Below are 26,925 nucleotides of genomic sequence, written 5' to 3' on the forward strand. Positions count from 1 at the left end.
GGGTCCTAATCGCCGGCGGGCGCACTCGGGGTTCCGTCGTCGCCGGGGCTCGGGGCCGGCCCGGCGGGGTCCGTGGGGGTTGGAGGCCCGGGCGTCGGGGTGGAGGAGGCCGGGGCGCTCGGCGTGGGCTCCGGGCCCGAGGTGGGCGTGGGTGGCGGAGCGCTCGGTGCCGTCGGGCCGGGCGGGGCGGGCCGTGGGGAGCTCGGCCGGGAGTCGGGGCCGTACCCCTCGACCGGGACGACGGCGCCGGCCGGTGCGATCGACACCCGGGCGCTCCAGTGCCCCGCGGGCTCGCGCAGACGGTCGACGTGCACGTCGACCGTGTCCGACGCGCCGGGCGCGAGGGTTCCCCGGGAGCGGCCGAAGTAGAGCCATCCGGCGTCGGTGTGCGCGGACCAGGCGACCGGCGCGCTCCCGGTCGCGGTCAGAGTGATGACCATGGTGTCGCCGTCACCGATCGCCCGCACGGTGAGCGCACCGGCGCCGGGGTCCGCGTCGCCGTGGACCTCCATGCCGATGCCGGAGGCTCCCTCGCCGGGGCGGCCGGGCCCGGAGCCGGCGTCGCCGGCGTTCCGGTAGTCCCCCGTGCCGTCGTCGGGCCCGTCGGGCCGGTCGGGCTCGTGTGCCTCGCGTGCGGTGGCGGCCGCGGGGCCCTCGGTCGCCTCGCCGCCGGCCGGCTGCCCACTCCGGAAGGCGGCCCAGACGGCGAGGACGGGCGCGGCGACGACCGTGGCCACGACGGTCGTCGTGACGGCACGCGCGCGCAGCCGGTCACGACGGGCCGCGCGGCCCTTGAGGTCCAGGGGGAAGCCGCGCCGGTCGAAGCGCGGAGAGCCGCCCCGCGCGCGCGTGAGGTGCGTCATCGCCGTGCGCAGGTCCGCGCGCGGGGCCTCGACGAGGGGCAGCGCGGCGGGCGTGACGCTGGTACCGGGCCACCGTCCGGGGGCGGCGCGTTCGGCGGTGCGGCGGCAGCGGGGGCAGTCGTCCACGTGCCGGACCAGTTCGCGGCGGAGGGTGGTGCCGAGGACGAGCCGGTGGTCGTGGGAGAGCCGGGCGACACCGGGGCAGGTGCCGGCCTCCACGACGGCGAGGGCCGCACGGGTGCGCTCCACCTCGCAGGCGGCGGAGGCGAGCAGCTCGCGCGCGGAGGCGGGGGCCGAACCGAGGACGGCGGCGATCTCGTGGGCGGTGAGCCGGTGGCGTACGGCCAGTTCGAGCGCCTCGCGCTGTGCGGGCGTCGTACCGGCGGCCTCGGGCCAGGCGAGCCGGGCGATGTCGTGCTGCCGCCGCGCCCGCTCCCGCGGCGGGACGGGTGGCCCGGAGTCCGGTTCGCGCCGCTCGTCGGTGCCGGGGCGGCCGGAGGCGTGCGCGCCCTGGCGTTTCTCCCGCGCGCCGGCCAGCTCGCGCAGGCACGCCCAGCGGGCGAGCGCGTACAGCCAGGCGCGGTGGTCGTCCGGAGTGGCCGGGCCGCGGCGGCGCTCGGCGACACGGAGCGCGTCGGCCAGCGCCGCGGTCGCCGCGTCGTGGTCGCACAGCACGGACAGGCAGTAGGTGAACAGGCCGTCCAGCTGGGCCTCGTGGCGGCCGGGCGGGGCTTGCGCCGGTGAGCGCGCGGCCGCCCGGTCGCCCTTCTCCTCATGCGCTCGTTGTGCGCCGGTGGTGCGGGTCGGGGTCTCCGGACTGGTCGTCATCACCCATGCGACCGTAGGCGGCGGGCGACAGGCCCTTCCTCACCGTTGCCGACATTTAATTCCTACGGGTGAAACGACCCCTCATAAGGGGACGGGAAGCAGGGATTCCGCAGTCGATCCGATGGAACGATGTCCGGTTCGTTCAAGACCGGAGCGGAACAGACGGGGATCGGTCGCGCAGCCTGGCCGGCGGGCGGCGTCGAGGGCCGGGGCCGCGCTGTCAGTGGGGGCGGCTACGGTTTCGTGCATGGCTGCCCGTACGAAGACCTCCAAGGACCGGCCGTCCTACCGCTGCACCGAGTGCGGCTGGCAGACGGCCAAGTGGCTCGGCCGCTGCCCCGAGTGCCAGGCGTGGGGGACGGTCGAGGAGTACGGCGCGCCCGCCGTCCGTACGACGGCGCCCGGCCGCGTCACCTCGTCCGCGCTGCCGATCGGCCAGGTCGACGGGCGCCAGGCCACCGCGCGCTCCACCGGCGTGCCCGAGCTGGACCGGGTCCTCGGCGGCGGCCTCGTGCCCGGGGCGGTCGTGCTCCTCGCGGGCGAGCCCGGCGTCGGCAAGTCCACGCTGCTCCTCGACGTGGCGGCCAAGGCGGCCAGCTCCGAGCACCGCACGCTGTACGTGACCGGCGAGGAGTCGGCGAGCCAGGTGCGCCTGCGCGCCGACCGCATCAACGCCATCGACGACCACCTGTACCTGGCGGCGGAGACCGATCTGGCCGCCGTCCTCGGCCACTTGGACGCGGTGAAGCCCTCCCTGCTGATCCTCGACTCGGTGCAGACCGTCGCCTCCCCCGAGATCGACGGCGCCCCGGGCGGCATGGCCCAGGTCCGCGAGGTGGCCGGCGCCCTGATCCGCGCCTCCAAGGAGCGCGGGATGGCCACCCTGCTCGTGGGCCACGTCACCAAGGACGGCGCGATCGCCGGACCGCGCCTGCTCGAACACCTCGTGGACGTCGTGCTGCACTTCGAGGGCGACCGTCACGCGCGCCTCCGGCTCGTGCGCGGTGTCAAGAACCGGTACGGGGCGACGGACGAGGTCGGCTGCTTCGAGCTGCACGACGAGGGCATCACGGGGCTGGCCGACCCGAGCGGCCTGTTCCTGACCCGCCGCGACGAGCCGGTGCCGGGCACCTGCCTGACGGTCACCCTGGAGGGCCGCCGCCCGCTGGTGGCCGAGGTGCAGGCGCTCACCGTCGACTCCCAGATCCCCTCCCCGCGCCGGACCACCTCGGGCCTGGAGACCTCCCGCGTCTCGATGATGCTGGCGGTGCTGGAGCAGCGCGGGCGGATCAGCGCGCTCGGCAAGCGGGACATCTACTCGGCGACCGTCGGCGGCGTACGGCTGTCGGAGCCGGCCGCGGACCTCGCGGTCGCCCTCGCGCTGGCGTCGGCCGCGAGCGACACCCCCCTGCCCAAGAACCTCGTCGCGATCGGCGAGGTGGGTCTCGCCGGTGAGGTCCGCCGGGTCACGGGCGTGCAGCGGCGGCTCGCGGAGGCCCACCGGCTCGGCTTCACGCACGCCCTCGTCCCGGGCGATCCGGGGAAGGTCCCGGCCGGGATGAAGGTCCTGGAAGTGGCCGACATGGGCGAGGCGCTGAGGGTCCTGCCGCGCTCCCGTCGCCGAGAGGCCCCACGGGAGCAGGAGGACCGCCGGTAGACTTTGCCCAGGTCTCGCCCGTCCGTACGAACCGAGTGTGCGAAAGCGGGAGCGCCCCAGAACCTGCGACCGGAGGAGTGCAGTGGCAGCCAACGACCGGGCAGCAGCTCCCGGAAAGTCCGGTGGGAGTGCCGGTGCCGATGGCCTGATGCGCGCCTCACTGAGCGCGGTGGCGCCGGGCACGGCCCTGCGCGACGGCCTCGAGCGCGTGCTCCGCGGCAACACCGGCGGACTCATCGTGCTCGGCTCCGACAAGACCGTCGAGGCCCTGTGCACGGGCGGATTCGTGCTCGACGTGGAGTTCACCGCGACCCGGCTGCGCGAGCTGTGCAAGCTCGACGGCGGCATCGTCGTCTCCTCCGACCTGTCCAAGATCCTCCGGGCCGGCGTGCAGCTGGTGCCCGACCCGACGATCCCCACCGAGGAGACCGGCACCCGGCACCGCACGGCGGACCGCGTCAGCAAACAGGTGCGCTTCCCGGTGGTCTCCGTCTCCCAGTCGATGCGCCTGATCGCGCTGTACGTCGGCGGCCAGCGGCGCGTCCTGGAGGACTCGGCGGCGATCCTGTCCCGCGCCAACCAGGCGCTCGCGACGCTGGAGCGGTACAAGCTCCGCCTGGACGAGGTGGCCGGCACGCTCTCCGCGCTGGAGATCGAGGACCTGGTGACCGTCCGCGACGTCTCGGCGGTGGCGCAGCGCCTGGAGATGGTGCGCCGCATCGCCACCGAGATCGCCGAGTACGTGGTCGAGCTGGGCACGGACGGCCGGCTGCTGGCCCTGCAGCTCGACGAGTTGATCGCCGGGGTGGAGCCGGAGCGCGAGCTGGTCGTCCGGGACTACGTGCCGGAGCCGACGGCCAAGCGGTCCCGCACGGTCGACGAGGCGCTCGCGGAGCTGGACAAGCTCAGCCACGCCGAGCTGCTCGAACTGTCCACCGTGGCGCGGGCGCTGGGGTACACCGGTTCGCCCGAGGCGCTCGACTCCGCGGTGTCGCCGCGCGGTTTCCGGCTGCTGGCGAAGGTGCCGCGGCTGCCGGGCGCGATCATCGACCGGCTGGTGGAGCACTTCGGCGGCCTGCAGAAGCTGCTCGCGGCGAGCGTCGACGACCTGCAGACCGTGGACGGCGTGGGCGAGGCCCGGGCCCGCAGCGTGCGCGAGGGGCTGTCGCGGCTGGCGGAGTCGTCGATCCTGGAGCGGTACGTCTAGCCTCCGGCGGTTCGGGAGCTTCGGCGTCAGCCCCGCGCCCCTTGCAGGGCGCTGCCCCCCGAGTGCAGCCCTGCCGTTCAGTCCTTCTCCAGGACGAACGACGTCTGGGCCTTGGCCAGGTTCGGGGCCTCGGCCTCCACCAGGTAGGTGCCCGCTCCCGCCGAACCCGCGGAGGGAGTCGCGCAGTTGGGCTCGCTGGGCTTGCGGTCCCAGGTGACGGTGTGGGTGATGCGGCTGTCGGCCGGTACGCGGAAGAGACGGCTGCCGGCGTTCTCGGGGCAGTCCGCCGAGGACCACAGGGTGTCGTCGCCGTCGGCCTGGGCGATCGTCAGCACGGTCTTCTTCGGACCGAGGTCGACCTTGCAGTCGTTGCCGGAGGTGTTCGTCACGGCCAGCTCGAAGGTGGGCCTGTCGCCGGGCTCGTACGCGTTCTTGAGGCTGCGGACGCCCAACTTGACGGCGCCACCGGTGCAGTCGGGCAGTTTCGACCCGGCCGGGAGCCGCTGTCCGGTACCGGTACCGCCCCCCTCGCCGTCCGCGATCGCGCCGCCGCCCGAGGAACCGCTGCCGCCGGACCCGGAGCCGGACCCGGAACCCGAACCGGCGGAGTCCCCGGAACCGCCGTCGCCGGAGCCCGCGGCGGAGCCGTCGTCGCCCGAGCCGCTCCCCGCGCCGGAGGTTTCACCGTCGCCCGACTCGTCGCGCCCGCCGGGCGCCTGGCTGATCGCGGGGCCCGAACCGGACGGTCCCGCGGTGATCGAGGGGAGGGGATTCTTGCCGTTGGACCCGTTCGCGTCGCCGCCGCCGTTCCCGCCCCCGCGGGTGAGCACCCAGGTGGCCAGGAGCGCCAACAGGGCGACGATGGACAGCATGACGGCCCTCCGTCGCCAGTAGATGGAGGAGGGAAGCGGCCCGACCGGATTGCGCAGAGATCCCACGGCGCAAACTGTACGAGAGAACGGCGCGTTCACCCGTCTCACCCGCCGCCCTGGTCCCGAACTTTCTCCGGATCATCATCCCGGCGGCACTCCGTACGGTCCCGGCGAACACCCGGCCGTGCCCGGGGCCGGTCCGACCCGCCACCTGCCGGTAACCGCGCGTGCCCACCCCCGCATGGCAGGATCGAGAGTGCCATGACTGCAACCCCGCACATCCCGCAGCCCCCGAGCACCGCCGTCCCCGTCACACCGGCCGCCTCGGCCACGCCGGTCACGCCGTCCGCTCCCGGCCCCGCCGCCGCTCCGGACCCCACCGGGGGCGCCCTGCACGAACCCGTCATCACCTGGTTCGACGAGCATGCCCGCGATCTGCCGTGGCGGCGGCCCGAGGCGGGCCCGTGGGGGGTGATGGTCAGCGAGTTCATGTTGCAGCAGACCCCGGTCAACCGCGTCCTGCCCGTGTACGAACAGTGGGTGGCCCGCTGGCCCCGCCCCGCCGACCTGGCCAAGGAGCCCCCGGGTGAGGCGGTGCGCGCCTGGGGCCGGCTCGGTTACCCGCGCCGCGCGCTGCGCCTGCACGGTGCCGCGGTCGCCATAACGGAACGGCACGGCGGCGACGTACCGACCGACCACGCGCAGCTCCTCGCGCTGCCCGGCATCGGCGAGTACACGGCCGCGGCGGTCGCCTCCTTCGCGTACGGGCAGCGGCACGCCGTCCTCGACACCAACGTGCGCCGGGTCCTCGCCCGCGCCGTCACCGGCGTGCAGTATCCGCCGAACGCCACCACCGCCGCCGAGCGCAGGCTCGCCCGTGCCCTGCTGCCCGACGACGAGCGCACCGCCTCGCGGTGGGCCGCCGCCTCCATGGAGCTCGGCGCGCTGGTCTGCACGGCGAAGAACGAGACGTGCCACCGCTGTCCGATCGCCGCGCAGTGCGCCTGGCGCCTCGCGGGGAAGCCCGCCCACGACGGGCCGGCCCGCCGCGGGCAGACGTACGCGGGCACGGACCGCCAGGTCCGCGGCAAGCTCCTCGCCGTTCTGCGCGAGGCCGTCGCCCCGGTGCCGCAGGCGGTGCTCGACCGGGTCTGGGACGAGCCGGTGCAGCGCGCCCGCGCCCTGGACGGCCTGGTCTCCGACGGACTGGTCGAGCCCCTCCCGGGCGGCCTGTACCGACTGCCGCTGACCTGATCGGTCCGTACGTCACGACAGGCGGCCACGGGCCGGGCGGCAGCCGGGGCGACTCCGGCCCGGCAGATCACCCCATAACCACCCCGACCGGCAGCCTCCCTTATCCCGTCCTTACTTCCGTTACACAACCGACGGACAGCCGAGGGCTGCCCGCAGGCTGCCGCGCACAGCGCCGTGACAACGCGTCCGTAGCTTCGGTGCCGTACCGACGGGGAACGGAGGCGGTTGGAATGACGCAGGGCGAGGTGCTCGGATTCGAGGAGTACGTCCGTACCCGGCAGGACGCCCTGCTGCGCAGTGCGCGCCGGCTGGTCCCCAACCCGGTCGACGCCCAGGACCTGCTGCAGACCGCGCTGGCCCGGACGTACGGCCGCTGGGAGGCCATCTCGGACAAGCGGCTCGCGGACGCCTACCTGCGCCGCGTCATGATCAACACCCGGACCGAGTGGTGGCGCGCCCGGAAGCTGGAGGAGGTGCCGACCGAGCAGCTGCCGGACGCGGCCGTCGACGACGCGACCGAGCAGCACGCCGACCGCGCCCTGCTGCTGGACGTCCTGAAAGTGCTCGCTCCCAAGCAGCGCAGTGTGGTGGTGCTGCGACACTGGGAGCAGATGTCCACACAGGAGACGGCCGCCGCCCTCGGCATGTCGGCCGGAACGGTCAAGAGCACGCTGCACCGGGCACTGGCCCGGCTCCGCGAGGAGCTGGAGCGCCGGGAGCGCGAGGACCACGGAGACCTCGGGAGCCACGAGGACCTCGCAGACCTCGGAGACCTCGGAGACGTCAGGGGCCTCGGGGATCACGAGGAACACCGCGTCCGCGTGCTGGAACCGGGTGAGGAGCGGGAGCGTTGCGCGGCCTGAGTAACCGGCCCGGACGAGCCTGCAAGGCGGTGATCACGGCGGTGGCCGGGAGCGCCGCCCTCGGGCTTTTCGTCGCCGCCTGCGCCACCGGCGGCACCGGCACCCGCGACGAGGGACCGGCGGGCAGCGCGCGGCGGGCGGGCGGCGGCGCCACCCCCTCGGCGTCGCCCACCGGTGGCCGGCCCAGCGTGGCCGAGGTGGTCGCGCTGGTGAAGGCGGACGCGAAGGTCAGCAAGGCGGTCAAACGGGACCTCGAACCGTGCGTCGCCGACGAGTACCCGGTCGACGTGTCGTACGGGAACCTGACCGGGGGGACCGGCAACGACATCGTGGTCAACGTCATGACGTGCGGTGACGCCGTCGGCATGGGCACGTACGTGTACCGCGAGCGCGGCGGCGAGTACCGGAACGTCTTCCGGGCCGAGGAGCCCCCGGTGTACGCGGAGATCGACCGCGGCGACCTGGTCGTCACCCAGCAGCTGTACGAGAAGGACGACCCGGTGTCGTACCCCTCCAGCGAAGAAGTGATCACCTACCGCTGGACGGCGGAGCGTTTCGCCGAGCAGTCGCGCACGCACAACGACTACAGCAACGCGGTGGGCACCGCGGACAGTCCGGCCCCCGCCGCGGACTGACAGGGCCGGCGCGCGCACCCAGCAACAGCAAGCACCAGCACCAGCACCAGCACCAGCACCAGCACCAGCACCAGCACCAGCACCAGGATCGAGAGAGCACGAGAACACGGATGGCAGAGCAGAGGACCCACGTCCTGTTCGTCGAGGACGACGACGTCATCCGCGAGGCCACCCAGCTCGCGCTGGAACGGAACGGCTTCGTGGTCACCGCCGTGCCCGACGGGCTGTCGGGCCTCACGTCCTTCCGCGCGCACCGCCCCGACATCGCGCTCCTCGACGTGATGGTGCCGGGCCTGGACGGGGTGAGCCTCTGCCGCCGCATCCGCGACGAGTCGACCGTGCCCGTGATCATGCTGTCGGCCCGCGCCGACTCCATCGACGTCGTCCTCGGCCTGGAGGCCGGGGCGGACGACTACGTGACCAAGCCGTTCGACGGTGCCGTGCTGGTGGCGCGCATCCGTGCGGTGCTGCGGCGGTTCGGGCACGCGAGCGGCGGTGCCGGCCGTGCGGCGGGCCCGGCGCCCGGCGCCTCGGGCGGGCTGCTGGTGTTCGGCGACGGCGACCTGGAGATCGACACGGAGGGCATGGAGGTACGGCGGTCCGGGCGGCCGGTGGCGCTGACGCCGACCGAGATGCGGCTGCTGCTGGAGTTCTCCTCGGCGCCGGGCACGGTGCTGTCCCGCGACAAGCTGCTGGAGCGCGTGTGGGACTACGGCTGGGGCGGGGACACCCGGGTCGTGGACGTCCATGTCCAGCGGCTGCGTACGAAGATCGGCCAGGACCGGATCGAGACGGTCCGCGGCTTCGGTTACAAGCTGAGGGCCTGAGCGCGGGATGAGCCGGGACACGAGGGACGGAGCCGGTCTGCGCGACAGTCCGCGTACTGGGCTGCGCGCCAGTCTGCGGACCAGGCTGCACACCGGGTTGCGCACCAGGCTGCACACCGGGTTGCACACCGGGTTGCGCACCAGGCTGCACACCGGGTTGCGCTGGAAGCTCAGCGCGGCGATCGCCCTGGTCGGCGCGCTGGTGGCGCTGGCGCTGAGCCTGGTGGTGCACAACGCGGCGCGCGTCTCGATGCTCGACAACTCGCGCGACCTGGCCGACGAGCGCATCCAGGTCGCCCAGCGCATGTACGAGTCGGGCCGGCAGCAGTCGCCGGGGGCGTTCGGCGTCGAGGTCGACGACCCGTCCCTCCCGGAGGACCTGGTGGAGAAGGTCCGGCAGGGCCGGCGCGCCACCTACGTCGCCGAGGGCGCCCACGGTGTGCCGGACATCTGGGCCGCGGTGCCGCTCAAGGACGGGCGGGTGCTGTCCCTGCACACGCGGTTCACGGACCGCAGCGCGGACATCATGAAGGACCTGGACCAGGCGCTGGTCATCGGCTCGATCACCGTCGTCCTCGGCGGCTGCGCGCTCGGCGTCCTGATCGGCGGCCGGATGTCGCGGCGGCTGCGCAAGGCCGCGACGGCCGCGAACCGGGTCGCCAAGGGTGAGACGGACGTACGGGTCGGGGACGCGATCGGCGGCGTCGTGCACGACGAGACCGACGACCTCGCGCGGGCCGTGGACGCCATGGCGGACGCGCTGCAGCAGCGCATCGAGGCCGAGCGCAGGGTGACGGCGGACATCGCGCACGAGCTGCGCACCCCCGTGACCGGACTGCTGACGGCGGCGGAACTGCTGCCGCCCGGCCGACCCACGGAGCTGGTCCGCGACCGCGCCCAGGCGATGCGCACGCTGGTCGAGGACGTCCTGGAGGTGGCCCGGCTCGACGGCGCCTCCGAGCGGGCCGAACTGCAGGACATCCTGCTCGGTGAGTTCGTGGCCCGGCGCGTGGCCGCGAAGGACGCGGACATCACGGTGCGGGTGATCCACGAGTCGGAGGTGACGACGGACCCGCGGCGGCTGGAGCGGATCCTGTTCAATCTGCTGGCCAATGCCGCGCGGCACGGCAGGCCGCCGATCGAGGTCACGGTCGAGGGCCGGGTGGTCCGGGTGCGCGACCACGGCCCCGGCTTCCCCGAGGCCCTCCTCGCCGACGGCCCGAGCCGTTTCCGTACCGGCTCCGCCGACCGCGCGGGCCAGGGGCACGGGCTGGGCCTGACCATCGCGGCCGGTCAGGCGCGTGTGCTCGGCGCCCGGCTGACCTTCCGCAACGTACGCCCCGCCGGTGTCCCGCAGGACGCGCCCGCGACGGACGGGCCCGCGGAGGGCGCGGTGGCGGTCCTGTGGCTGCCGGAGCACGCGCCGACGAGCACGGGGAGCATTCCGGTGGTGCGCCTGCCCGGGAGCACGGGTACGGGCGCCTGACGCGCCCCCACCCGCATCAGCCGGGATCCGCCGGCGTCCGGCTTCCTCTGGATTCGTGCGGCTTCGTGCGGCTTCGTGCGCTCAGAGCGTGATGCCCACACCCCGCAGGAAGGCGACCGGGTCGACGGCCGAGCCGTAGTTGGCGGTCGTACGGATCTCGAAGTGCAGGTGCGGACCGCTGGAGTTGCCGGTGTTGCCGGAGAGGGCGATGCGCTGACCGGTGCCGACGACCTGGCCCGCCTTCACGTCGATGCGCGACAGGTGGGCGTACTGGGAGTACGTGCCGTTGCTGTGCTTGATCACGACGGCGTTGCCGTACGCGGGGCCGTCACCGGCGCCGTTGCCGCCGGCCTTGACGACGGTGCCGCCGTGCGCGGCGAGGACCGGCGTGCCGCTCGGGACGGCGAAGTCCTGGCCGCTGTGGGTGGAGGTCCACATGCTGCCCGCCTGGGCGTAGCCCGCGGAGAGCGTGTAGTCCTCGACCGGGGTGACCCAGGAGACCGCCTTCTCGGTGGCGGCGGCCGGGACGGCCTTGGCTGCGGCGGCCGGGACAGCGGTGCCGGCCACGGCCACCCCGCCGCCGACGCCCACGACCGAGGCGCCCACACCCACGGCCACGGCGGCCGTGCGCAGACGGAGCAGGGACGTACGGGGCAGGCGGGAGCGGACACGCTTCGACAACGACATCAAGGGACCTCACGGGAGTGGGGAGCGGACGCACCGACGTCCGGAGGCGGCGCCTCCGACGGACACGGCGTCCGGGGACTGGATCGCCCGGCGGCGCGGGGACGGCCGCCGAACGGACTCGTCCTTGGTACCCCGGGCCCACATCCCTGACAAGAACTGTGATGTACGAAGGAAGGCCGTAATCACGTCGAAATCCGGCACTCTTCCGGCGCGCGATCCGGCCACCTCCGGGCCCCGCACACGCCCCGCGCACGGCCCCGGAATACGGGCGGACAGCACACCGCCCGCCCCTTCCACCCGACTCCCCCCACCACTATTCCGCCTAGTGGTGCGGGAATCCCCTGTGCGGCATGTCACCGGGGCCGGGCTTCCGGGACCTCGCCTCCGCCCCGGAAAGTGACGTGCGCCACTCCGGCCGCGGAGGACGCCCCTCCCCGCCGGACGCCGGCGAAACGTACGCTGAGCCCGCGAAGTCGGCCATGCTTTCGGGGGGAGCGACATGGAACCAGCGGCCGCAGGTGTCAGGCTGGCGTCGAGCGTGATGGGCCCGCTGCTGAAGAAGCTGTTCGTGGCGGACGGCCCGGGGGCGGGACTGGTCGACAAGCCGGTGCGACTGAGGAACCTGGTGTCCTTCCACGGCGAACGGCGCGCCGTCGGCGAACGGGAGGTGCGCCGGCTGACCCGGCGCCTGGTCGAGGAGGCGGTGTCCTCCCCCGGTGAGCGTCCGTTCCCGGCCGAGGAACGGACGGCCGTCGCCGAGGCCCTGGCCCACCGCCTGCTCGCCCTGGGCGACCTGGAGATGGACGACGTCCAGGCCGTACGGCTGGGCCACAAGGACCTGGCCGGCCGGCTGCGCGCGGCGGACTCCCCGACCGGCCTCTCCTCGGACGCCGTCCTCTTCCTCGACTCGGCGACCGAAGGGGCCTGCCTGCAGATCCTGGAGTTCTTCACACGGCGGTCGACTTTCGTACCCCGCACTCTGGTCGAGCAGACCCGCGTCCAGGCCGAGCTGACGGCCAAGACCGACGAGTTGATCACCCGCACGCCACGCCGTGACGCCCACGACACGGCGTTCGAGCGGCGCTACCTCTCGTATGTCGCCGAGCACCACAACCACATCACCATCTACGGCATCGACCTGCGCGACTCCCCGGACCGCTGGCCCCTCGAGGTCGCCTACCTGAGCCTGGAGGCGACGACCACCGACGAGCCCGACGGTGAGCGGGACGCCGACCGCCGCACGCCCGTCACGCTCCAGCTGTCCGCCGAAGAGGCCATGCGCGGCCACGACCGGGTGCTGCTGCGCGGTGACGCGGGCTCCGGAAAGACCACGCTGGTCCAGTGGCTCGCGGTCACGACCGCGCGGGCCGGCGACCGCATCCCGTACGTCCTCCCCCTGCGCACCTTGATCCGCGCGGGCGCACTGCCCGCGCCGGCCGGCTTCCTGACCGCGGTCGGCTGCCCTCTCACACCGCCGGAGGGCTGGGCGGAACGCGTCCTGGCGGCGGGCCGGGGACTGGTCCTGGTGGACGGCCTGGACGAGATCCCGTCGGCCGACCGCCACCGCACCCGCGACTGGCTCCGCGCGTTGATCCAGGCGTTCCCGAGCAACAACTTCCTCCTGAGCTCCCGCCCGACGGCGGTACGCGCCGACTGGATGGCCCAGGAATCCTTCCGGGAGCTGTCCCTGGCCCCCATGCGCCGCCCGGACGTGGCGACCTTCGTCCGCCGCTGGCACACGGCCGCCCGCGCCCCGGAGTTCGAGGGGCCGCTCCTGGACTCCCTGCGCACCAAACGCGACCTGGCCCGCCTCGCCACCAACCCCCTGATGTGCGGACTGATCTGTGCCCTGCACCGGGAACGGCGCGGCTATCTCCCCACGGGCCGCAAGGAGTTGTACGACGCCGCCCTCGCGATGCTGCTCGCCCGCCGGGACCGGGAACGGGGCCTGGGGCCGGTGGACGAGGTGGAGCTGAGCGAGGAGGCGCAGCTGGAGCTGTTGCAGCGCCTCGCCTACGCCCTGGTGCTGAGCGGCCGCACGGTGATGGACGTGGAGACGGCCGAGGGCATCGTGGAGCGCTGTCTGCCGTCGCTCACACTGCCGGGCGGCCGGTGCGACGCGGCGACCGTGCTGCGCACCCTGCTTCTGCGCAGCGGCCTGGTCCGCCGGCCGGCCGACGGTGTCCTGGACTTCGTCCACCGCACGTTCCAGGACTATCTGGCCGCGCGGTACGCGGTGGAGGAGGGGCATCTGGACGTCCTCGCGAGCCACGCGGGTGACACCCAGTGGGAGGACGTGATCCGCATGGCGATGGCCCACGCCAGACCACGCGAACGGGCCTGGCTCCTGCGGCAGCTGCTGGCCGGGGAGAAGCCGCGGCTGACCCTGCTGGCGCTGGCCTGTCTGGAACACGCGACGGCACTGGACCCGGAGGTGCGGGCGGAGGTGCAGGCACGGGCCGGGGCGCTGATCCCACCCCGTACGAAGGAGGACGCGAAGCTGCTGGCAGAGGCCGGTCCCCTGGTACTGGAGCTGCTGCCGGGGCCGGAGGGACTGAGCGACGAGGCGGCCCTGGGGGTCACGGTGACGGCATCGGTGCTGGGGGCGGAGGAGCCGGCGGGGGCGCTGGGGATGCTGCGGCGGTTCCGGGAACATCGGGACCTGGACGTGCGGCGGCAACTGGTCGGCACCTGGAGCCGGTTCGACAGTGCGGAGTACGCGGCGGAGGTCCTGGACCACCTCGACCGCACGGACCTCCACCTCAGCATCACGTCGGCCGGGGAACTGGCGGCACTGGCCGGCATGCGTCCCTGGTCCGAACTCTCCGTCGCGGGCCCGCACCGGCCGGAGGACATCCTTGCCGCGGTGCCCGCACCCGAGGCGGTGACATCGCTCAACCTGTCGGACAACCCTCGTCTCTCGGGTCTGGACGTGCTGTCGTCCTTCGGCTCGCTCCGCGAGCTGTGGGTCAACGACTGCCCGTCGGCCACCGGCTGGGAGCGCCTGGCCGAACTGCCGCTCACGCTGCTCGCCTGCGGCGGCGTCGCCGACCTGACGGGAGTGCGGTACCTGCGGTCCCTGACCAGGATCTCCCTGATCCAGCGGCTGCCGGGCGCCGATCTGCGGGAGACCCTGCCGCCGGAGGCGCCCCTGGAGTTCCTCTTCCTGGGTGCGCGCAGCACGGACAGCACGGGGCTGCGCGGGCTCCAGCACTGGACCACGCTGCGGACGCTCAGCCTGGGACCACTGACCACGGAACTTACGGTCGGCGACTGGCGGGCGGTCACCGAACTGCCGGAGCTGAGCCACCTGTACCTGAACGCGAGGATCATCCGGGACTTCCCGCAGTGCATCGAGCTGATGCCCGAGCTACCAGGTGTGGAGGAGCTGCACATCCCGTCGATGCACGGCGCCGAGGACCTCGCCCCGTTGGTCCCCCGCCTTCCGGGACTGCGCTCGCTGGTCCTGGTCAACCGGCCGGGGCACACCTTCCCGGTCTCCCGCTTCACCGGACTCTTCCCCGGAGTGGAGACGATCCTGCAACCGCGATGACGGCCGAGCGAACCCGCGATGTCGGCCGCGAGGACCCGCGATGACGGCCGCGAGGACCGCGATGACGGCCGCGAGGACCGCGATGACGGCCGGGGGGACCGCGATGACGGCCGAAGGGGCCGGTGCTCCGAGAAGCACCGGCCCCTTCGAGGCATCACCCCGAGGCTTACGCGTCCTTGCTCAGGTTCGGACCGCCACCCGCAGCGCTCTCGATCGGCGGAGCGTCGGGCAGCGCCGACTTCTCCTCGCCGCGGAAGGTGAAGGTCTTGGCCTCGCCCTCGCCCTCGGTGTCCACGACCACGATGTGGCCCGGACGCAGCTCGCCGAAGAGGATCTTCTCCGAGAGGGTGTCCTCGACCTCGCGCTGGATGGTGCGGCGCAGCGGCCGGGCGCCCAGCACCGGGTCGTAGCCCTTCTTGGAGAGCAGCTCCTTGGCGGACTGGGAGAGCTCGATGCCCATGTCCCGGTCCTTCAGGCGCTCGTCCACCTTGCTGATCATCAGGTCGACGATCCGGAGGATGTCGTCCTGGGTCAGCTGCGGGAAGACGACCACGTCGTCGACGCGGTTGAGGAACTCGGGCCGGAAGTGCTGCTTGAGCTCGTCCGAGACCTTGTTCTTCATGCGCTCGTAGTTGGTCTTCTTGTCGCCCGAGGCCGCGAAGCCCAGGTTGAAGCCCTTGGAGATGTCCCGGGTGCCGAGGTTGGTCGTCATGATGATGACCGTGTTCTTGAAGTCCACGACCCGGCCCTGGGAGTCGGTCAGTCGACCGTCCTCCAGGATCTGCAGCAGCGAGTTGAAGATGTCCGGGTGGGCCTTCTCGACCTCGTCGAAGAGGACGACCGAGAACGGCTTGCGGCGCACCTTCTCCGTGAGCTGGCCGCCCTCCTCGTAGCCCACGTAGCCGGGGGGCGATCCGAAGAGGCGGGAGACCGTGTGCTTCTCGCTGAACTCCGACATGTCGAGGGAGATCAGCGCGTCCTCGTCACCGAAGAGGAACTCGGCGAGGGCCTTGGACAGCTCGGTCTTACCGACACCGGACGGGCCGGCGAAGATGAACGAGCCACCGGGACGCTTCGGGTCCTTCAGACCGGCGCGGGTACGGCGGATCGCCTTCGACAGCGCCTTGACGGCGTCGGTCTGGCCGATGACCCGCTTGTGCAGCTCCTCCTCCATGCGGAGCAGGCGGCTGGACTCCTCCTCGGTCAGCTTGAAGACCGGGATGCCGGTCGCCGTGGCGAGGACCTCGGCGATCAGCTCGCCGTCGACCTCGGCGACGACGTCCATGTCGCCGGCCTTCCACTCCTTCTCCCGCTTGGCCTTGGCGGCCAGGAGCTGCTTCTCCTTGTCGCGGAGGGAGGCGGCCTTCTCGAAGTCCTGCGAGTCGATCGCGGACTCCTTGTCCCGGCGGACACCGGCGATCTTCTCGTCGAACTCGCGGAGGTCCGGCGGCGCGGTCATCCGGCGGATGCGCATCCGGGAGCCGGCCTCGTCGATCAGGTCGATCGCCTTGTCGGGAAGGAAGCGGTCCGAGATGTAGCGGTCGGCGAGCGTCGCCGCCTGCACGAGGGCCTCGTCCGTGATGGAGACACGGTGGTGGGCCTCGTACCGGTCGCGCAGACCCTTGAGGATCTCGATGGTGTGCGGGAGCGAGGGCTCGGCGACCTGGATGGGCTGGAAGCGGCGCTCCAGGGCCGCGTCCTTCTCCAGGTGCTTGCGGTACTCGTCCAGCGTGGTGGCACCGATGGTCTGGAGCTCACCGCGGGCCAGCATCGGCTTGAGGATGCTCGCCGCGTCGATGGCGCCCTCGGCGGCACCCGCACCGACCAGCGTGTGCAGCTCGTCGATGAACAGGATGATGTCGCCGCGGGTGCGGATCTCCTTGAGGACCTTCTTCAGGCGCTCCTCGAAGTCACCGCGGTAGCGGGAGCCGGCGACCAGGGCACCGAGGTCGAGGGTGTAAAGGTGCTTGTCCTTGAGGGTCTCGGGCACCTCGCCCTTGACGATGGCCTGGGCGAGGCCCTCGACGACGGCGGTCTTGCCGACGCCGGGCTCACCGATCAGCACCGGGTTGTTCTTGGTACGGCGGGACAGCACCTGCATGACCCGCTCGATCTCCTTCTCGCGCCCGATGACCGGGTCGAGCTTGGACTCGCGGGCCGCCTGCGTGAGGTTCCGGCCGAACTGGTCGAGGACCAGGGACGTGGAGGGCGTGCCCTCGGCAGGACCGCCGGCGGTGGCGGTCTCCTTGCCCTGGTAGCCGGAGAGCAGCTGGATGACCTGCTGCCGCACCCGGTTGAGATCGGCGCCCAGCTTGACCAGGACCTGGGCGGCGACGCCCTCGCCCTCGCGGATCAGGCCGAGCAGGATGTGCTCCGTGCCGATGTAGTTGTGACCCAGCTGAAGGGCCTCGCGGAGCGACAGCTCCAGGACCTTCTTGGCACGGGGGGTGAAGGGGATGTGGCCCGAGGGCGCCTGCTGGCCCTGGCCGATGATCTCCTCCACCTGCTGGCGGACAGCCTCAAGCGAGATCCCGAGGCTCTCCAGGGCCTTAGCGGCGACACCCTCACCCTCGTGGATCAGGCCCAGGAGGATGTGCTCGGTGCCGATGTAGTTGTGGTTGAGCATCCGGGCTTCTTCCTGAGCCAGGACGACAACCCGCCGCGCGCGGTCGGTGAACCTCTCGAACATCGTTAATCGCTCCTCAGAGCGGTCAGGCAGTGAGGGGACGCTCCCCTCGCTGTCCTTCCGCAGCTTAGTCCCGCAAGCGGGGACCGCTCATTCCAACTGCCGACACCGTCCTTGGCCTCCTGACCCCGAACGCCGACATCTGCTCCAACCCGATGGTGCGAGACGATGTTCCCGCAGGCCAGGCACTTACCCTCGCCACCAGTACGCCGATGGCGAACGTAGGACGGCCTCACCTGCGTGTCGCCCCCTCCCACTAGGGATGTCTTACCCGTACGTACTGACACTCCATGCAGCGCGCCCCGGTTCCCTCAGCTACGGGCGAACAACCTTGCGCCGGTACCCTCCGCCGGACGCCCCCCTTTTCGCCACGCAGCGCGCACGCGGCCGTACGGGACGTAACCAGGGGGTGCGGGTCGCGGTTGTGCCGTGCATGGCACCCGTCGCGCCCCTCCCCCGCCGTGCGTCCGGCCCCGGCGGCGGGCTGCGGCGGTGGTACGAGGACGAGCTCGGCTGGGCCACGGTGCCCGGATCGCCGGTGCGGCTGGTGACCGGAGTGCGCTTCGACGTGCTCGACGTGCCCGCGGAGGCCGGCGTGGCGGCGCTGCGGCTCCCGGCCGCGCGCTCTCCGGTGGCCCTGCACGGAGGGCGGATGCGGTTCCTGGTCGCCGCGGGCAGCGCGGACGAGCTGCCCGGCCTGCTGGAGTGGCTGGAGTGGGGAGGTCTCGAACTGGACCTCGCCGCCGTCGGCACGGGCGGCCGCATGGAGGCTCCGCCGCCGTGGCGGGGCGGAGGCGGACGGGAGGCCGCACCGCCCGGCCACGCCGGTGTTCCGGGGCCGTTCCGGCCGTCGCCCGCGGGCCGGGCCGGTCCGCGGGAGGCCGCCGTGTGGCTGCGGCCCCCCGAGCCGGGGGGCGAGGTGGAGGTGTCGCTGCCGGCCCTGTCGGCGCCGACGGGCGGCAGGGGCGCTCCCGACCTCGTACGACTGGTGGACACGGTGGCGGGCGAGTGCCACCGGGTCCGGCTGCTGCGGGCGTGCGCTCAGCCGTTGGCCTTCTCGTAGGCCTCGCGGATGGACGCGGGCACGCGGCCGCGGTCGTTGACCTCGTAGCCGTTCTCCTTCGCCCAGGCGCGGATCTGCGCCGTGTCCTGGTTGCCGCCGGAGGCCGCGCGCGCCTTTCCGCGCCCGCCCGAAGCACGGCCACCGGTACGGCGACCGCCCTTCACATAGGGGTCGAGAAGGCCGCGGAGCTTGTCCGCGTTGGCGGTCGTGAGGTCGATCTCGTACGTCTTGCCGTCCAGCGCGAACGTCACGGTCTCGTCCGCCTCGCCACCGTCGAGGTCGTCGACAAGAAGGACCTGAACCTTCTGTGCCACCGGATTTCCTTTCATCGATAACGTGAGGGCCGAGGGTCTGCGGCCGGAGCCGCTGTTTCACGTCCCCTGTTATATGCAGTACAGCAGTACGTCGGAAAGCAAACCGCTTTTGCTGGAAAAACACAAACCCCCGGGAGAGACCGCACACCGAGGAAGACCGGAAACGTGCGCGTTTCGGACATAGGGAACCTGGGCAGCGCGGACTCACCTGAATACTCCGCACCGATCCGCCCCGATGGCGGCGGCGATCCCCGGCGATCACAGATGCAGAAGCATCCGGCTGTTGCCCAAGGTGTTCGGTTTCACTCGTTCGAGACCGAGGAACTCGGCCACGCCCTCGTCATAGGAACGCAGCAGCTCCGCGTAGACATCGGTGTCGACCGGTGTCTCGCCGATCTCCACGAAGCCGTGCTTGGCGAAGAAGTCCACTTCGAAGGTCAGACAGAAAACGCGGCGAACACCCAGCCAACGGGCGGTGTGCAGCAACTTCTCCAGCAACTGGTGGCCCACCCCCAGGCCCCTGGCCTCGGGATCCACCGCGAGGGTACGGACTTCCGCGAGGTCTTCCCACATCACGTGCAGGGCTCCGCAGCCCACCACCTGCGCGTTGTCGTCGCGTTCGGCGACCCAGAACTCCTGGATGTCCTCGTAAAGCGTCACGGTCGCTTTGTCGAGCAGGATGCGTCGGCGGACGTAGCCGTCAAGCAGACGCCGCACGTCCGCGACATCGCTGGTCCTGGCCCGCCTGACCGTGACGGCTTTTGCGGTGACTTCGGGACTCGTCGCTGGCATGAACCGGACGCTATCGCCCGGCTCCGTCCTGCGGGGAGGCGGGGTTCTCATCGCGGGCGCCGGCGGGCGCCGATGATTCGTCAGGTGATTCGACGGCGGTTTCAGCAGCGGTTTCGGCGGCACCGGGGCCCTGCACGATACGGACGGCATCACTCAGCGCCTGTCGCTGTTCCTCGCTCATCATGCCGAAGAAGGCGACGAGCGCGGCCGCGGGGTTGTCACTCTGCGACCAGGCGTCGTTCATGAGAGCGGCCGCGTAGGCGGGGCGGGTGGAGACCGCCTCATATCGATAGGCCCGGCCTTCCGCCTCGCGGCGCACCCAGCCCTTCTGATGGAGATTGTCCAGAACGGTCATCACGGTGGTGTATGCGATGGACCGTTCCCGGCGAAGGTCTTCCAGGACTTCTCGAACGGTCACCGGGCGGTTCCACTTCCACACCCGCGTCATGACCGCGTCTTCGAGTTCTCCCAATGGGCGAGGCACAACTCAACACCTTAGCGGGAGAGAAGGAGCAAGCGGAACAAAAAGGGCGTACGACTCGAAAAGCAGATGAGTCGTACGCCTGTGAGGGTGCAGGGCTTATCGGTCAGCCCTTGGCTTCGCCGCCGGGAGTCCGCGAGCCGTTCTCCGCGCGCGCGAGAGCGGCGTCGACGATCGCGTCCTCCTTGGCCTTGTTGGCACCCCCCTGGGTCTTCACGATGACCCTGATGAGGCCCACGAAGAACACGGCCATCACGGCCGGCGGCAGGAGCGCGGAGACGTAGTCCATGGATCCAGGGTAGCCACGGGTGCCCGGCGGGCCCGTGCCGGGTGGCGCCGGGCGCGGCGGCCCGGACCGCCGCGCCCGCTTCCGCTCCCGCTCCCGCGTCCGGTGCGCATCTCAGCCCACGACCAGCTGCCGAGGCGGATCCGCCGGTGGGACCGGCTTGCGTCGGGGCGGGAACACCTCGCCCGGGGTCGGGACGGGGCGGCGCTCCGGGCCCGGGGCCGCGGGCTTGGGCGGGACGCCCGGCCCCCTGGCCGGGCGCGCGGGTCCGGCGGGTCCGGCGGGCTCGGCCGACTGCTCCGGGGGACGCGCGCCGGGTGCGCCGGAGGCGGCACGCGCGTGCGTACGGGCGGACAGGCCGCCCGAGAGGGCCGTGAGCCGCGTTCGGGTCATCGGGACGGTCGGGGCGGTCGGGACGATCGGTGCGGGAGCGGTTCCGGTGGCGCGATCGGCGTGGGCGTGCTGCCGTGCGGGCGCGCAGCGCTCCAGGAGAGCGGCCGCGGCGGAGGCCCCCCGCAGGGCGCGCAGGGCCGCGAGATCGTCCGGGGCGGGGCGGTGGCCGGCGTCCAGTGCCTCCTCCAGGAGGGCCAGGTAGCCCGTGGCGGCGCCGGGGAGGGCGGCACGGTACCGGGCGAGGTCGGCCAGCAGGAAGGCCCTCAGCCGGGCGCTCTCGCGGGCCGTCTCCTCGACGGACTCGGCGAGCCGCAGGCAGGCGTGGACGTCCTCGGGCGAGGCGGAGCGGGCGTTGAGGGCGAGGGCGAGGGCACGGCGGAGCACACGCAGCTCCTCCGCACCGAACGCCATGGCGCCGCGGGATCCGTAGGGCGTGGGCATGCGGGCGACAGTACGCGCTAATCGGACAAAAGCGGCGCGAAGCCCGCACGGCACGCGGCCACGCCACCCGGGCGGACGCCGGAGGTGCGACGCCGGGACCACCGGGGACACCGAGGGTGCTCCGTCCGCCGGGTGCCGTGCGCGGCAGGGGTCAGGCAGGGGTCACATGCGGGAGACGTTGCGCTCGTAGACCAGGCGGAGGCCGATCAGCGTGAGCCACGGTTCGTGTTCGTCGATGGCCGACGCCTCGCCCAGGACCATGGGGGCCAGGCCGCCCGTGGCGATGACCGTGACGTCGTCGGGGTCGTCCGCGAGCTCCCGGGCCATGCGGCCGACCACACCGTCCACCTGGCCCGCGAAGCCGTACACGATGCCGGCCTGCATGGCCTCCACGGTGTTCTTGCCGATCACCGCGCGCGGGCGGGCCAGCTCGATCTTGCGGAGCTGCGCGCCGCGCACGCCGAGGGCCTCGACCGAGATCTCGATGCCCGGCGCGATCACCCCGCCCGTGTACTCCCCGCGCGCGGACACCGCGTCGAATGTCGTCGCCGTACCGAAGTCCACGACGATCGCCGGGCCGCCGTACAGCTCGACGGCCGCGACCGCGTTGATGATCCGGTCGGCGCCGACCTCCTTGGGGTTGTCCATGAGGATGGGCACGCCCGTCTTGATGCCGGGCTCGACCAGGACCGCGGGAACGTCGCCGTAGTAGCGGCGCGTCACCTCGCGCAGCTCGTGCAGGACGGACGGCACCGTCGAGCAGATCGCGATGCCGTCGATGCCGTCGCCGAGCTCCTCCCCGAGGAGCGGGTGCATCCCCATCAGGCCCTGGAGCAGGACCGCCAGCTCGTCGGCCGTGCGGCGCGCGTCCGTGGAGATGCGCCAGTGTTCGACGATGTCCTCGCCGTCGAAGAGGCCCAGCACGGTGTGGGTGTTGCCCACGTCGATCGTCAGCAGCATGGCCCGTACCCCGCTCCCTACTCCGCCGCTCGCAGGTCCAGGCCGATGTCCAGGATCGGCGAGGAGTGGGTCAGGGCGCCCACGGCCAGGAAGTCCACGCCCGTGTCCGCGTACGCCCGGGCGTTGTCCAGGGTGAGGCGGCCGGAGGCCTCCAGCAGGGCCCGGCCGTCGACCAGGGCCACCGCCTCCGCGCACTCGGCCGGCGTGAAGTTGTCCAGCAGGATCAGGTCGGCGCCCGCGTCGAGGACCTCGCGGAGCTGGTGCAGGGTGTCGACCTCCACCTCGATCGGCACGTCCGGGAACTGCTCCCGCACGGCCTCGAAGGCCTGGGCGACGCCGCCCGCGGCGACCACGTGGTTGTCCTTGACGAGGGCCGCGTCCGACAGGGACATGCGGTGGTTGACCCCGCCGCCGCAGCGGACGGCGTACTTCTCCAGGGAACGCAGCCCCGGGGTCGTCTTCCGGGTGTCGCGGACCTTCGTCTTCGTGTCCTGGAGCACGTCCGCCCACGCGCGCGTGGCCGTCGCGATGCCGGAGAGGCGGCACAGCAGGTTCAGCGCGCTGCGCTCGGCGGTGAGGAGGTCGCGGGTGCGGGTCGTGACGCTCAGCAGCGCCTGGCCGGCCTCGACCCGGTCGCCGTCCTCCACCAGGCGCTCGACCTCGAACTCGTCCGCGCAGACGACGGAGATGACCGCCTCGGCGATTCTGAGGCCCGCCACGACCCCCGCCTCGCGCGCGGTGAGGTCGCCGGTGGCGCGGGCGTCCTCAGGGACGGTGGCGACCGTGGTGACGTCGACGCCGTTGGCCAGGTCCTCCTGGACGGCCACGTTGGCGATGTCCTCGATCTCCACCGGGTCGAGCCCGGCGTCGGCGAGGAGCTGGGCGAGCGCGGGGTCGAGACCGCACTCCATGTACGCCTCCAGGGCGTCCGCGTCCGGATCTGCGCCGCAGGCACAGCCGTCGCCGCAGCCGCCGCTCTGGGCCAGGGGAAGGTCGGGGGTGGTCACGTGAAGTCACTGCTCCTGGAGGGGGTGCTGGGGCCGGTGCGTGGGGTGCCCGCCGCCCGGGCGGAGCCCGGAACGCGAGGGAGGGTCGCTGGGAAGTCTGGGGTGTCCGTGGTGCGGACGGCCAGTGCACGGTCGGTATTCAGCCGTACGACGACATGCCGCCGCCAGGCCGCGTCGTCGCGCTCGGCGTGGTCCTCGCGCCAGTGGCAGCCCCGGGTCTCCTCGCGCAGCCGTGCGGCGGCGACCAGGACACGGGCCACGAGCAGGAGGTTGGTGGCCTCCCAGCTGTCGACGCCGGGCTCGGCCGTCTTGCCGTGCTGGTGCAGGGCGTCGCGCGCCTCGGCGTCCAGCCGGTCGAGGGCGGCCGCCGCGGCGTCCAGGGAGGCGGCCGAGCGCAGGACGCCCGCGCCGCCCGTCATGATCCGCTGGATCGCGAGGCGCGTCTCCGGCGCGAGCAGCGGGTGCTCGGGCTCCTGGGGGCTCGGGACGGGCCGCGGCACACGCGCGTGGTACTCGCCGCCGGCCCGGTCCGCCGCGGCGGCGATGTCGGCGGCGATGCGCTCGGCGTAGACGAGCCCCTCCAGGAGGGAGTTCGAGGCGAGCCGGTTGGCGCCGTGGACACCGGTGCAGGCGACCTCCCCGCACGCGTACAGGCCCGGTACGGTCGTCCGGCCGTGCTCGTCCGTGCGCACGCCGCCGGAGGCGTAGTGGGCCGCCGGCGCCACCGGGACCGGCTCGGTGACCGGATCGATGCCGTGGGCGCGGCAGGCGGCGAGGATCGTCGGGAAGCGGCGCTCCCACATCTCGGCGCCGAAGTGCCGGGCGTCCAGGTACATGTGCTCGGCGCCCTGTTCCCGCATACGGCGCATGATGCCCTTGGCGACGATGTCGCGGGGGGCCAGCTCGCCCAGTTCGTGCTGGCCGGTCATGAAGCGCACGCCGTCCGCGTCGACCAGATGGGCGCCCTCGCCGCGGACGGCCTCGGAGACGAGCGGCTGCTGGCCCTCCGCGTCCGGGCCGAGGAAGAGCACCGTCGGGTGGAACTGCACGAACTCCAGGTCGCTGACCTCGGCGCCCGCGCGCAGTGCGAGGGCCACGCCGTCGCCGGTGGAGACGGCGGGGTTGGTGGTGGCCGAGAAGACCTGGCCCATGCCGCCGGTGGCGAGGACCACCGAGGGCGCGTGGACGGCACCGACGCCGTCGTGCTGGCCCTCGCCCATGACGTGCAGGGTGACGCCCGCGGCGCGGCCCTCGGCGTCGGTGAGGAGGTCCAGGACGAGGGCGTTCTCGACGGTGCGGACCCTCCGCGCGCGGACGGCGTCGACGAGCGCCCGGGATATCTCGGCGCCGGTCGCGTCGCCGCCCGCGTGGGCGATGCGGCGGCGGTGGTGGCCGCCCTCCCGGGTGAGCTGGAGTTCCCCCGCGGCGGACTCGTCGAAGCGCGCGCCCGTGTCGATCAGGCGGCGTACCGCGTCGGGGCCCTCGGTGACCAGGAGGCGCACGGCCTCCTCGTCGCACAGGCCCGCGCCCGCCACCAGGGTGTCGTCGCGGTGCTGCTCCGGGGTGTCGCCCTCGCCGAGGGCCGCGGCGATGCCGCCCTGGGCCCAGCGGGTGGAGCCGTCGTCCAGGCGGGCCTTGGTGACGACGACGGTGTCCAGTCCGGCGGCCTCGCACCGGAGGGCGGCGGTCAGGCCGGCGACGCCGGAGCCGACGACCACGACGTCCGCGGTGAGGGACCAGCCGGGGGCCGGGGCGTGCAGTCGTATGCCTGTGCCGGTCACTCGGCGGCTCCGAAGGTGAGGGGGATGTTGTCGATCAGCCGGGTGGTGCCGACCCGGGCGGCGACGGCGAGGACGGCCTCCCCGGTGTGGTCGTCCGCGATCTCGGTGAAGTCGGCGGGGTCGACCAGGGCCAGGTAGTCCAGTCTCAGCGGCGGCGTCAGCCGCGCGGCCTCGTCGAGGACCAGGCGGGCGGCGGCGCGGACCGCCGCGGGGCCGGACGGCGCGGGCGGGGCGACCTTGGCGACGGCGTGGGCGTCGGCCGCCGCGCGGGACTCGCCGATCGCGCTGAGCGCCTCGGCACGCGCGCGCGTGGCGGGCACCTCGCGGGCCCGCGCGCGCAGCGCCTCCTCGGCCGCGTGCCGGTCGCGGCCCGCGAACAGGGCCTGCGACAGCGCCAGGGCCGTACGCCGCTCGGCGGTGGACAGGTAGCGGTTGCGGCTGGACAGGGCCAGGCCGTCGGGTTCGCGGACGGTCGGCACGCCGACGATCTCGATGTCGAAGTTCAGGTCGCGGACCATGCGGCGCACCAGGGCGAGCTGCTGGGCGTCCTTCTGCCCGAACATGGCCGCGTCGGGCCGGGTGAGGTGCAGCAGCTTGGCGACGACGGTGAGCATGCCGTCGAAGTGGCCGGGCCGCGAGGCGCCCTCCAGCCGCTCCCCCATGGGACCCGCGGCGAGGCGGACCTGGGGGTCGCCGCCCGGGTAGACCTCGTCCGCGGAGGGCGCGAACACCACGTCGGCGCCCGCCTGCTCGGCGATCTTCAGGTCGGCGTCGAGGGTGCGCGGGTAGCGGTCGAGGTCCTCGCCCGCCCCGAACTGCAGGGGGTTCACGAAGACGGTGACGACGACGAACCCCTCGGGACCGACGTGTTCCCGCGCCGCCCGGATCAGGGTGGCGTGGCCCTCGTGCAGGGCGCCCATGGTCATGGCGACGGCGGTGCGCCCCGGCACCGCGCAGCGGTCCTGCGCGCGCCTCAGGTCGTCGACCGTGGGAACGAGTTCGAAAGTGCGGCGGGTCATCGGTCTTCCCCGTTCTCAGGGTTCTCGGGCCGTTCCGTGCCGTCTGCGAGTACCCCCAGGAGGTCCTCCGCGAGTTCCGGCTTGAGCATGCCGTTCGCGAGCGCCCGGTCGGCGGTCGCGCGGGCCATCGCCAGATAGCCGGCGACGGCCTGCGGGGCGTGCTCGCGCAGCTGGGCGACGTGCTCGGCGACCGTGCCCGCGTCCCCGCGCGCGACGGGGCCGGTCAGGGCCGCGTCGCCCGAGCGGAGCGCGTTGTCCAGGGCGGCGCCGAGCAGCGGGCCGAGCATGCGGTCGGGGGCCTGCACGCCCGCCGTGCGCAGCAGCTCCATGGCCTGGGCCACCAGGGTGACCAGGTGGTTCGCGCCCAGGGCGAGGGCCGCGTGGTACAGCGGCCGGGCGGACTCGGCGATCCACTCCGGCTCGCCGCCCATCTCGATCACCAGCGCCTCGGCGGCCAGCCGCAGCTCCTCGGGCGCGGTGACCCCGAAGGGGCACCCGGCGAGCCGCTGCACGTCCACGGCGGTCCCGGTGAACGTCATCGCGGGGTGCAGCGCCAGCGGCAGCGCCCCGGCCCGCAGCGCGGGGTCCAGCACCTTCGCGCCGTACCGCCCGGAGGTGTGCACGATCAGCTGGCCCGGCCGTACGGCGCCGGTCTCGGCGAGCCCCTCCACGAGGCCCGGCAGGGCGTCGTCGGGCACGGTCAGCAGCACCAGCTCGGCGCGCCGGAGCACGTCGGCCGGGGGGACCAGCGGGACGTCGGGCAGCAGGTCGGCGGCGCGCCGCCGGGAGGCGTCGGAGACCCCGGAGACGGCCACGGGGCGGTGCCCCGCGAGCCGCAACGACGCCGCCAGCGCCGGACCCACCCGTCCGGCGCCGACGACGCCCACGGTGAGCCGCGCGGGGCGGTCCTTGGCCTCTGATGACTGAGAGGTACTCACTCGCTGGTGACCTTCCGTTCCAGTCCGCTCGG

At 73.1% G+C, this 26,925-nt stretch carries 23 protein-coding genes; 9 read left to right on the top strand and 14 right to left on the bottom strand.

Annotation, left to right across the window (positions count from 1 at the left end; translation table 11 throughout):
• Window positions 1-5 precede the first annotated feature (5 nt).
• Window positions 6-1,691 (bottom strand): BACON domain-containing protein, encoded by a 1,686-nt coding sequence (locus IEZ04_RS32870; RefSeq protein ID WP_229821443.1) that lies wholly within the window; start codon window positions 1,689-1,691, stop codon window positions 6-8.
• 247 nt (window positions 1,692-1,938) lie between these two features.
• Here IEZ04_RS32870 and radA point away from each other — a divergent pair, with 247 nt between their 5' ends.
• Together radA and disA are read left to right on the top strand one after the other, a co-directional pair.
• Window positions 1,939-3,348, top strand: coding sequence for a DNA repair protein RadA (gene radA / locus IEZ04_RS32875; RefSeq protein WP_189220657.1), 1,410 nt, complete (start codon window positions 1,939-1,941; stop codon window positions 3,346-3,348).
• A gap of 82 nt (window positions 3,349-3,430) precedes the next feature.
• Window positions 3,431-4,555, top strand: a complete 1,125-nt coding sequence (disA, locus tag IEZ04_RS32880; protein ID WP_189220658.1) for a DNA integrity scanning diadenylate cyclase DisA — start codon at window positions 3,431-3,433, stop codon at window positions 4,553-4,555.
• Window positions 4,556-4,632: 77 nt separating this feature from the next.
• Here the strand turns inward: disA and IEZ04_RS32885 are convergent, their stop codons facing one another.
• Complete coding sequence (locus IEZ04_RS32885; RefSeq protein ID WP_189220659.1) at window positions 4,633-5,493, bottom strand: hypothetical protein; 861 nt, start codon at window positions 5,491-5,493, stop codon at window positions 4,633-4,635.
• Between the two features lie 195 nt (window positions 5,494-5,688).
• Here IEZ04_RS32885 and IEZ04_RS32890 point away from each other — a divergent pair, with 195 nt between their 5' ends.
• From IEZ04_RS32890 to cseC, 5 genes are all read left to right on the top strand, one after another.
• Window positions 5,689-6,681 (top strand): HhH-GPD family protein, encoded by a 993-nt coding sequence (locus IEZ04_RS32890; RefSeq protein WP_229821439.1) that lies wholly within the window; start codon window positions 5,689-5,691, stop codon window positions 6,679-6,681.
• A 230-nt stretch (window positions 6,682-6,911) separates the two neighbouring features.
• The gene (locus IEZ04_RS32895) at window positions 6,912-7,544 is read left to right on the top strand and encodes a SigE family RNA polymerase sigma factor (protein ID WP_229821440.1); all 633 of its coding nucleotides are present in this window, start codon (window positions 6,912-6,914) and stop codon (window positions 7,542-7,544) included.
• Window positions 7,532-8,179 carry a hypothetical protein gene (locus IEZ04_RS32900; protein WP_189220660.1) on the top strand — a complete coding sequence of 216 codons (648 nt, stop codon included), beginning with the start codon at window positions 7,532-7,534 and terminating at the stop codon, window positions 8,177-8,179. The genes IEZ04_RS32895 and IEZ04_RS32900 overlap by 13 nt, the downstream gene beginning before the upstream one ends.
• Window positions 8,180-8,289: 110 nt before the next feature.
• On the top strand, window positions 8,290-9,006 hold the full coding sequence (cseB, locus tag IEZ04_RS32905) for a two-component system response regulator CseB (protein WP_189220661.1): 717 nt from the start codon (window positions 8,290-8,292) through the stop codon (window positions 9,004-9,006).
• Window positions 9,007-9,013: 7 nt separating this feature from the next.
• Window positions 9,014-10,492 (top strand): two-component system sensor histidine kinase CseC, encoded by a 1,479-nt coding sequence (cseC, locus tag IEZ04_RS32910; protein WP_189220662.1) that lies wholly within the window; start codon window positions 9,014-9,016, stop codon window positions 10,490-10,492.
• Window positions 10,493-10,573: 81 nt separating this feature from the next.
• Here cseC and IEZ04_RS32915 read toward each other — a convergent pair whose 3' ends face one another.
• Entirely contained in the window at window positions 10,574-11,173 is a 600-nt protein-coding gene (locus IEZ04_RS32915) for a M23 family metallopeptidase (protein WP_189220688.1), read from the bottom strand.
• 505 nt (window positions 11,174-11,678) lie between these two features.
• On the opposite strand from IEZ04_RS32915, the gene IEZ04_RS32920 reads away from it, so the two are divergent.
• Window positions 11,679-14,732, top strand: coding sequence for an NACHT domain-containing protein (locus IEZ04_RS32920; RefSeq protein WP_189220663.1), 3,054 nt, complete (start codon window positions 11,679-11,681; stop codon window positions 14,730-14,732).
• Between the two features lie 166 nt (window positions 14,733-14,898).
• Here the strand turns inward: IEZ04_RS32920 and IEZ04_RS32925 are convergent, their stop codons facing one another.
• A complete protein-coding gene (locus IEZ04_RS32925) occupies window positions 14,899-17,421 on the bottom strand; it encodes an ATP-dependent Clp protease ATP-binding subunit (RefSeq protein WP_189220664.1) in 2,523 nt (840 codons plus the stop codon).
• 430 nt (window positions 17,422-17,851) lie between these two features.
• Here IEZ04_RS32925 and IEZ04_RS32930 point away from each other — a divergent pair, with 430 nt between their 5' ends.
• Window positions 17,852-18,481, top strand: coding sequence for an SCO3374 family protein (locus IEZ04_RS32930; protein ID WP_189220665.1), 630 nt, complete (start codon window positions 17,852-17,854; stop codon window positions 18,479-18,481).
• On the opposite strand, the gene IEZ04_RS32935 is transcribed toward IEZ04_RS32930, so the two are convergent.
• From IEZ04_RS32935 to IEZ04_RS32980, 10 genes are all read right to left on the bottom strand, one after another.
• Complete coding sequence (locus IEZ04_RS32935; protein WP_189220666.1) at window positions 18,460-18,795, bottom strand: histone-like nucleoid-structuring protein Lsr2; 336 nt, start codon at window positions 18,793-18,795, stop codon at window positions 18,460-18,462. The two genes, IEZ04_RS32930 and IEZ04_RS32935, sit on opposite strands and share 22 nt — an antisense overlap.
• A 258-nt stretch (window positions 18,796-19,053) precedes the next feature.
• Complete coding sequence (locus IEZ04_RS32940) at window positions 19,054-19,587, bottom strand: amino-acid N-acetyltransferase (RefSeq protein ID WP_189220667.1); 534 nt, start codon at window positions 19,585-19,587, stop codon at window positions 19,054-19,056.
• Window positions 19,588-19,597: 10 nt separating this feature from the next.
• Window positions 19,598-20,059: a BlaI/MecI/CopY family transcriptional regulator gene (locus tag IEZ04_RS32945; protein ID WP_189220668.1), complete on the bottom strand. Its 462-nt coding sequence runs from the start codon at window positions 20,057-20,059 to the stop codon at window positions 19,598-19,600.
• A 115-nt stretch (window positions 20,060-20,174) separates the two neighbouring features.
• On the bottom strand, window positions 20,175-20,357 hold the full coding sequence (locus IEZ04_RS32950; RefSeq protein ID WP_189220669.1) for a hypothetical protein: 183 nt from the start codon (window positions 20,355-20,357) through the stop codon (window positions 20,175-20,177).
• Between the two features lie 111 nt (window positions 20,358-20,468).
• Complete coding sequence (locus tag IEZ04_RS32955; RefSeq protein ID WP_229821441.1) at window positions 20,469-21,188, bottom strand: hypothetical protein; 720 nt, start codon at window positions 21,186-21,188, stop codon at window positions 20,469-20,471.
• Between the two features lie 162 nt (window positions 21,189-21,350).
• A complete protein-coding gene (locus IEZ04_RS32960; RefSeq protein ID WP_189220670.1) occupies window positions 21,351-22,148 on the bottom strand; it encodes a type III pantothenate kinase in 798 nt (265 codons plus the stop codon).
• 17 nt (window positions 22,149-22,165) lie between these two features.
• On the bottom strand, window positions 22,166-23,155 hold the full coding sequence (gene nadC / locus IEZ04_RS32965; protein ID WP_189220671.1) for a carboxylating nicotinate-nucleotide diphosphorylase: 990 nt from the start codon (window positions 23,153-23,155) through the stop codon (window positions 22,166-22,168).
• Window positions 23,152-24,936, bottom strand: a complete 1,785-nt coding sequence (locus IEZ04_RS32970; protein ID WP_189220672.1) for an L-aspartate oxidase — start codon at window positions 24,934-24,936, stop codon at window positions 23,152-23,154. The genes nadC and IEZ04_RS32970 overlap by 4 nt, the downstream gene beginning before the upstream one ends.
• Complete coding sequence (panC, locus tag IEZ04_RS32975; protein ID WP_189220673.1) at window positions 24,933-25,955, bottom strand: pantoate--beta-alanine ligase; 1,023 nt, start codon at window positions 25,953-25,955, stop codon at window positions 24,933-24,935. The genes IEZ04_RS32970 and panC overlap by 4 nt, the downstream gene beginning before the upstream one ends.
• On the bottom strand, window positions 25,952-26,893 hold the full coding sequence (locus tag IEZ04_RS32980) for a Rossmann-like and DUF2520 domain-containing protein (RefSeq protein WP_189220674.1): 942 nt from the start codon (window positions 26,891-26,893) through the stop codon (window positions 25,952-25,954). The genes panC and IEZ04_RS32980 overlap by 4 nt, the downstream gene beginning before the upstream one ends.
• Window positions 26,894-26,925 lie beyond the last annotated feature (32 nt).

The organism is Streptomyces ruber (genome assembly GCF_014648075.1).
In the GTDB taxonomy this organism is placed as follows: domain Bacteria; phylum Actinomycetota; class Actinomycetes; order Streptomycetales; family Streptomycetaceae; genus Streptomyces; species Streptomyces ruber.

Excerpts from the sequence above, each read along its gene's own strand:
- IEZ04_RS32870 (WP_229821443.1), bottom strand. The coding sequence starts at position 1,691 with ATGACGACCAGTCCGGAGACCCCGACCCGCACCACCGGCGCACAACGA.
- radA (WP_189220657.1), top strand. The coding sequence starts at position 1,939 with ATGGCTGCCCGTACGAAGACCTCCAAGGACCGGCCGTCCTACCGCTGC.
- IEZ04_RS32890 (WP_229821439.1), top strand. The coding sequence starts at position 5,689 with ATGACTGCAACCCCGCACATCCCGCAGCCCCCGAGCACCGCCGTCCCC.
- IEZ04_RS32895 (WP_229821440.1), top strand. The coding sequence starts at position 6,912 with ATGACGCAGGGCGAGGTGCTCGGATTCGAGGAGTACGTCCGTACCCGG.
- cseB (WP_189220661.1), top strand. The coding sequence starts at position 8,290 with ATGGCAGAGCAGAGGACCCACGTCCTGTTCGTCGAGGACGACGACGTC.
- cseC (WP_189220662.1), top strand. The coding sequence starts at position 9,014 with ATGAGCCGGGACACGAGGGACGGAGCCGGTCTGCGCGACAGTCCGCGT.
- IEZ04_RS32920 (WP_189220663.1), top strand. The coding sequence starts at position 11,679 with ATGGAACCAGCGGCCGCAGGTGTCAGGCTGGCGTCGAGCGTGATGGGC.
- IEZ04_RS32925 (WP_189220664.1), bottom strand. The coding sequence starts at position 17,421 with ATGTTCGAGAGGTTCACCGACCGCGCGCGGCGGGTTGTCGTCCTGGCT.
- IEZ04_RS32930 (WP_189220665.1), top strand. The coding sequence starts at position 17,852 with ATGGCACCCGTCGCGCCCCTCCCCCGCCGTGCGTCCGGCCCCGGCGGC.
- IEZ04_RS32940 (WP_189220667.1), bottom strand. The coding sequence starts at position 19,587 with ATGCCAGCGACGAGTCCCGAAGTCACCGCAAAAGCCGTCACGGTCAGG.
- IEZ04_RS32950 (WP_189220669.1), bottom strand. The coding sequence starts at position 20,357 with ATGGACTACGTCTCCGCGCTCCTGCCGCCGGCCGTGATGGCCGTGTTC.
- IEZ04_RS32955 (WP_229821441.1), bottom strand. The coding sequence starts at position 21,188 with ATGCCCACGCCCTACGGATCCCGCGGCGCCATGGCGTTCGGTGCGGAG.
- IEZ04_RS32960 (WP_189220670.1), bottom strand. The coding sequence starts at position 22,148 with ATGCTGCTGACGATCGACGTGGGCAACACCCACACCGTGCTGGGCCTC.
- panC (WP_189220673.1), bottom strand. The coding sequence starts at position 25,955 with ATGACCCGCCGCACTTTCGAACTCGTTCCCACGGTCGACGACCTGAGG.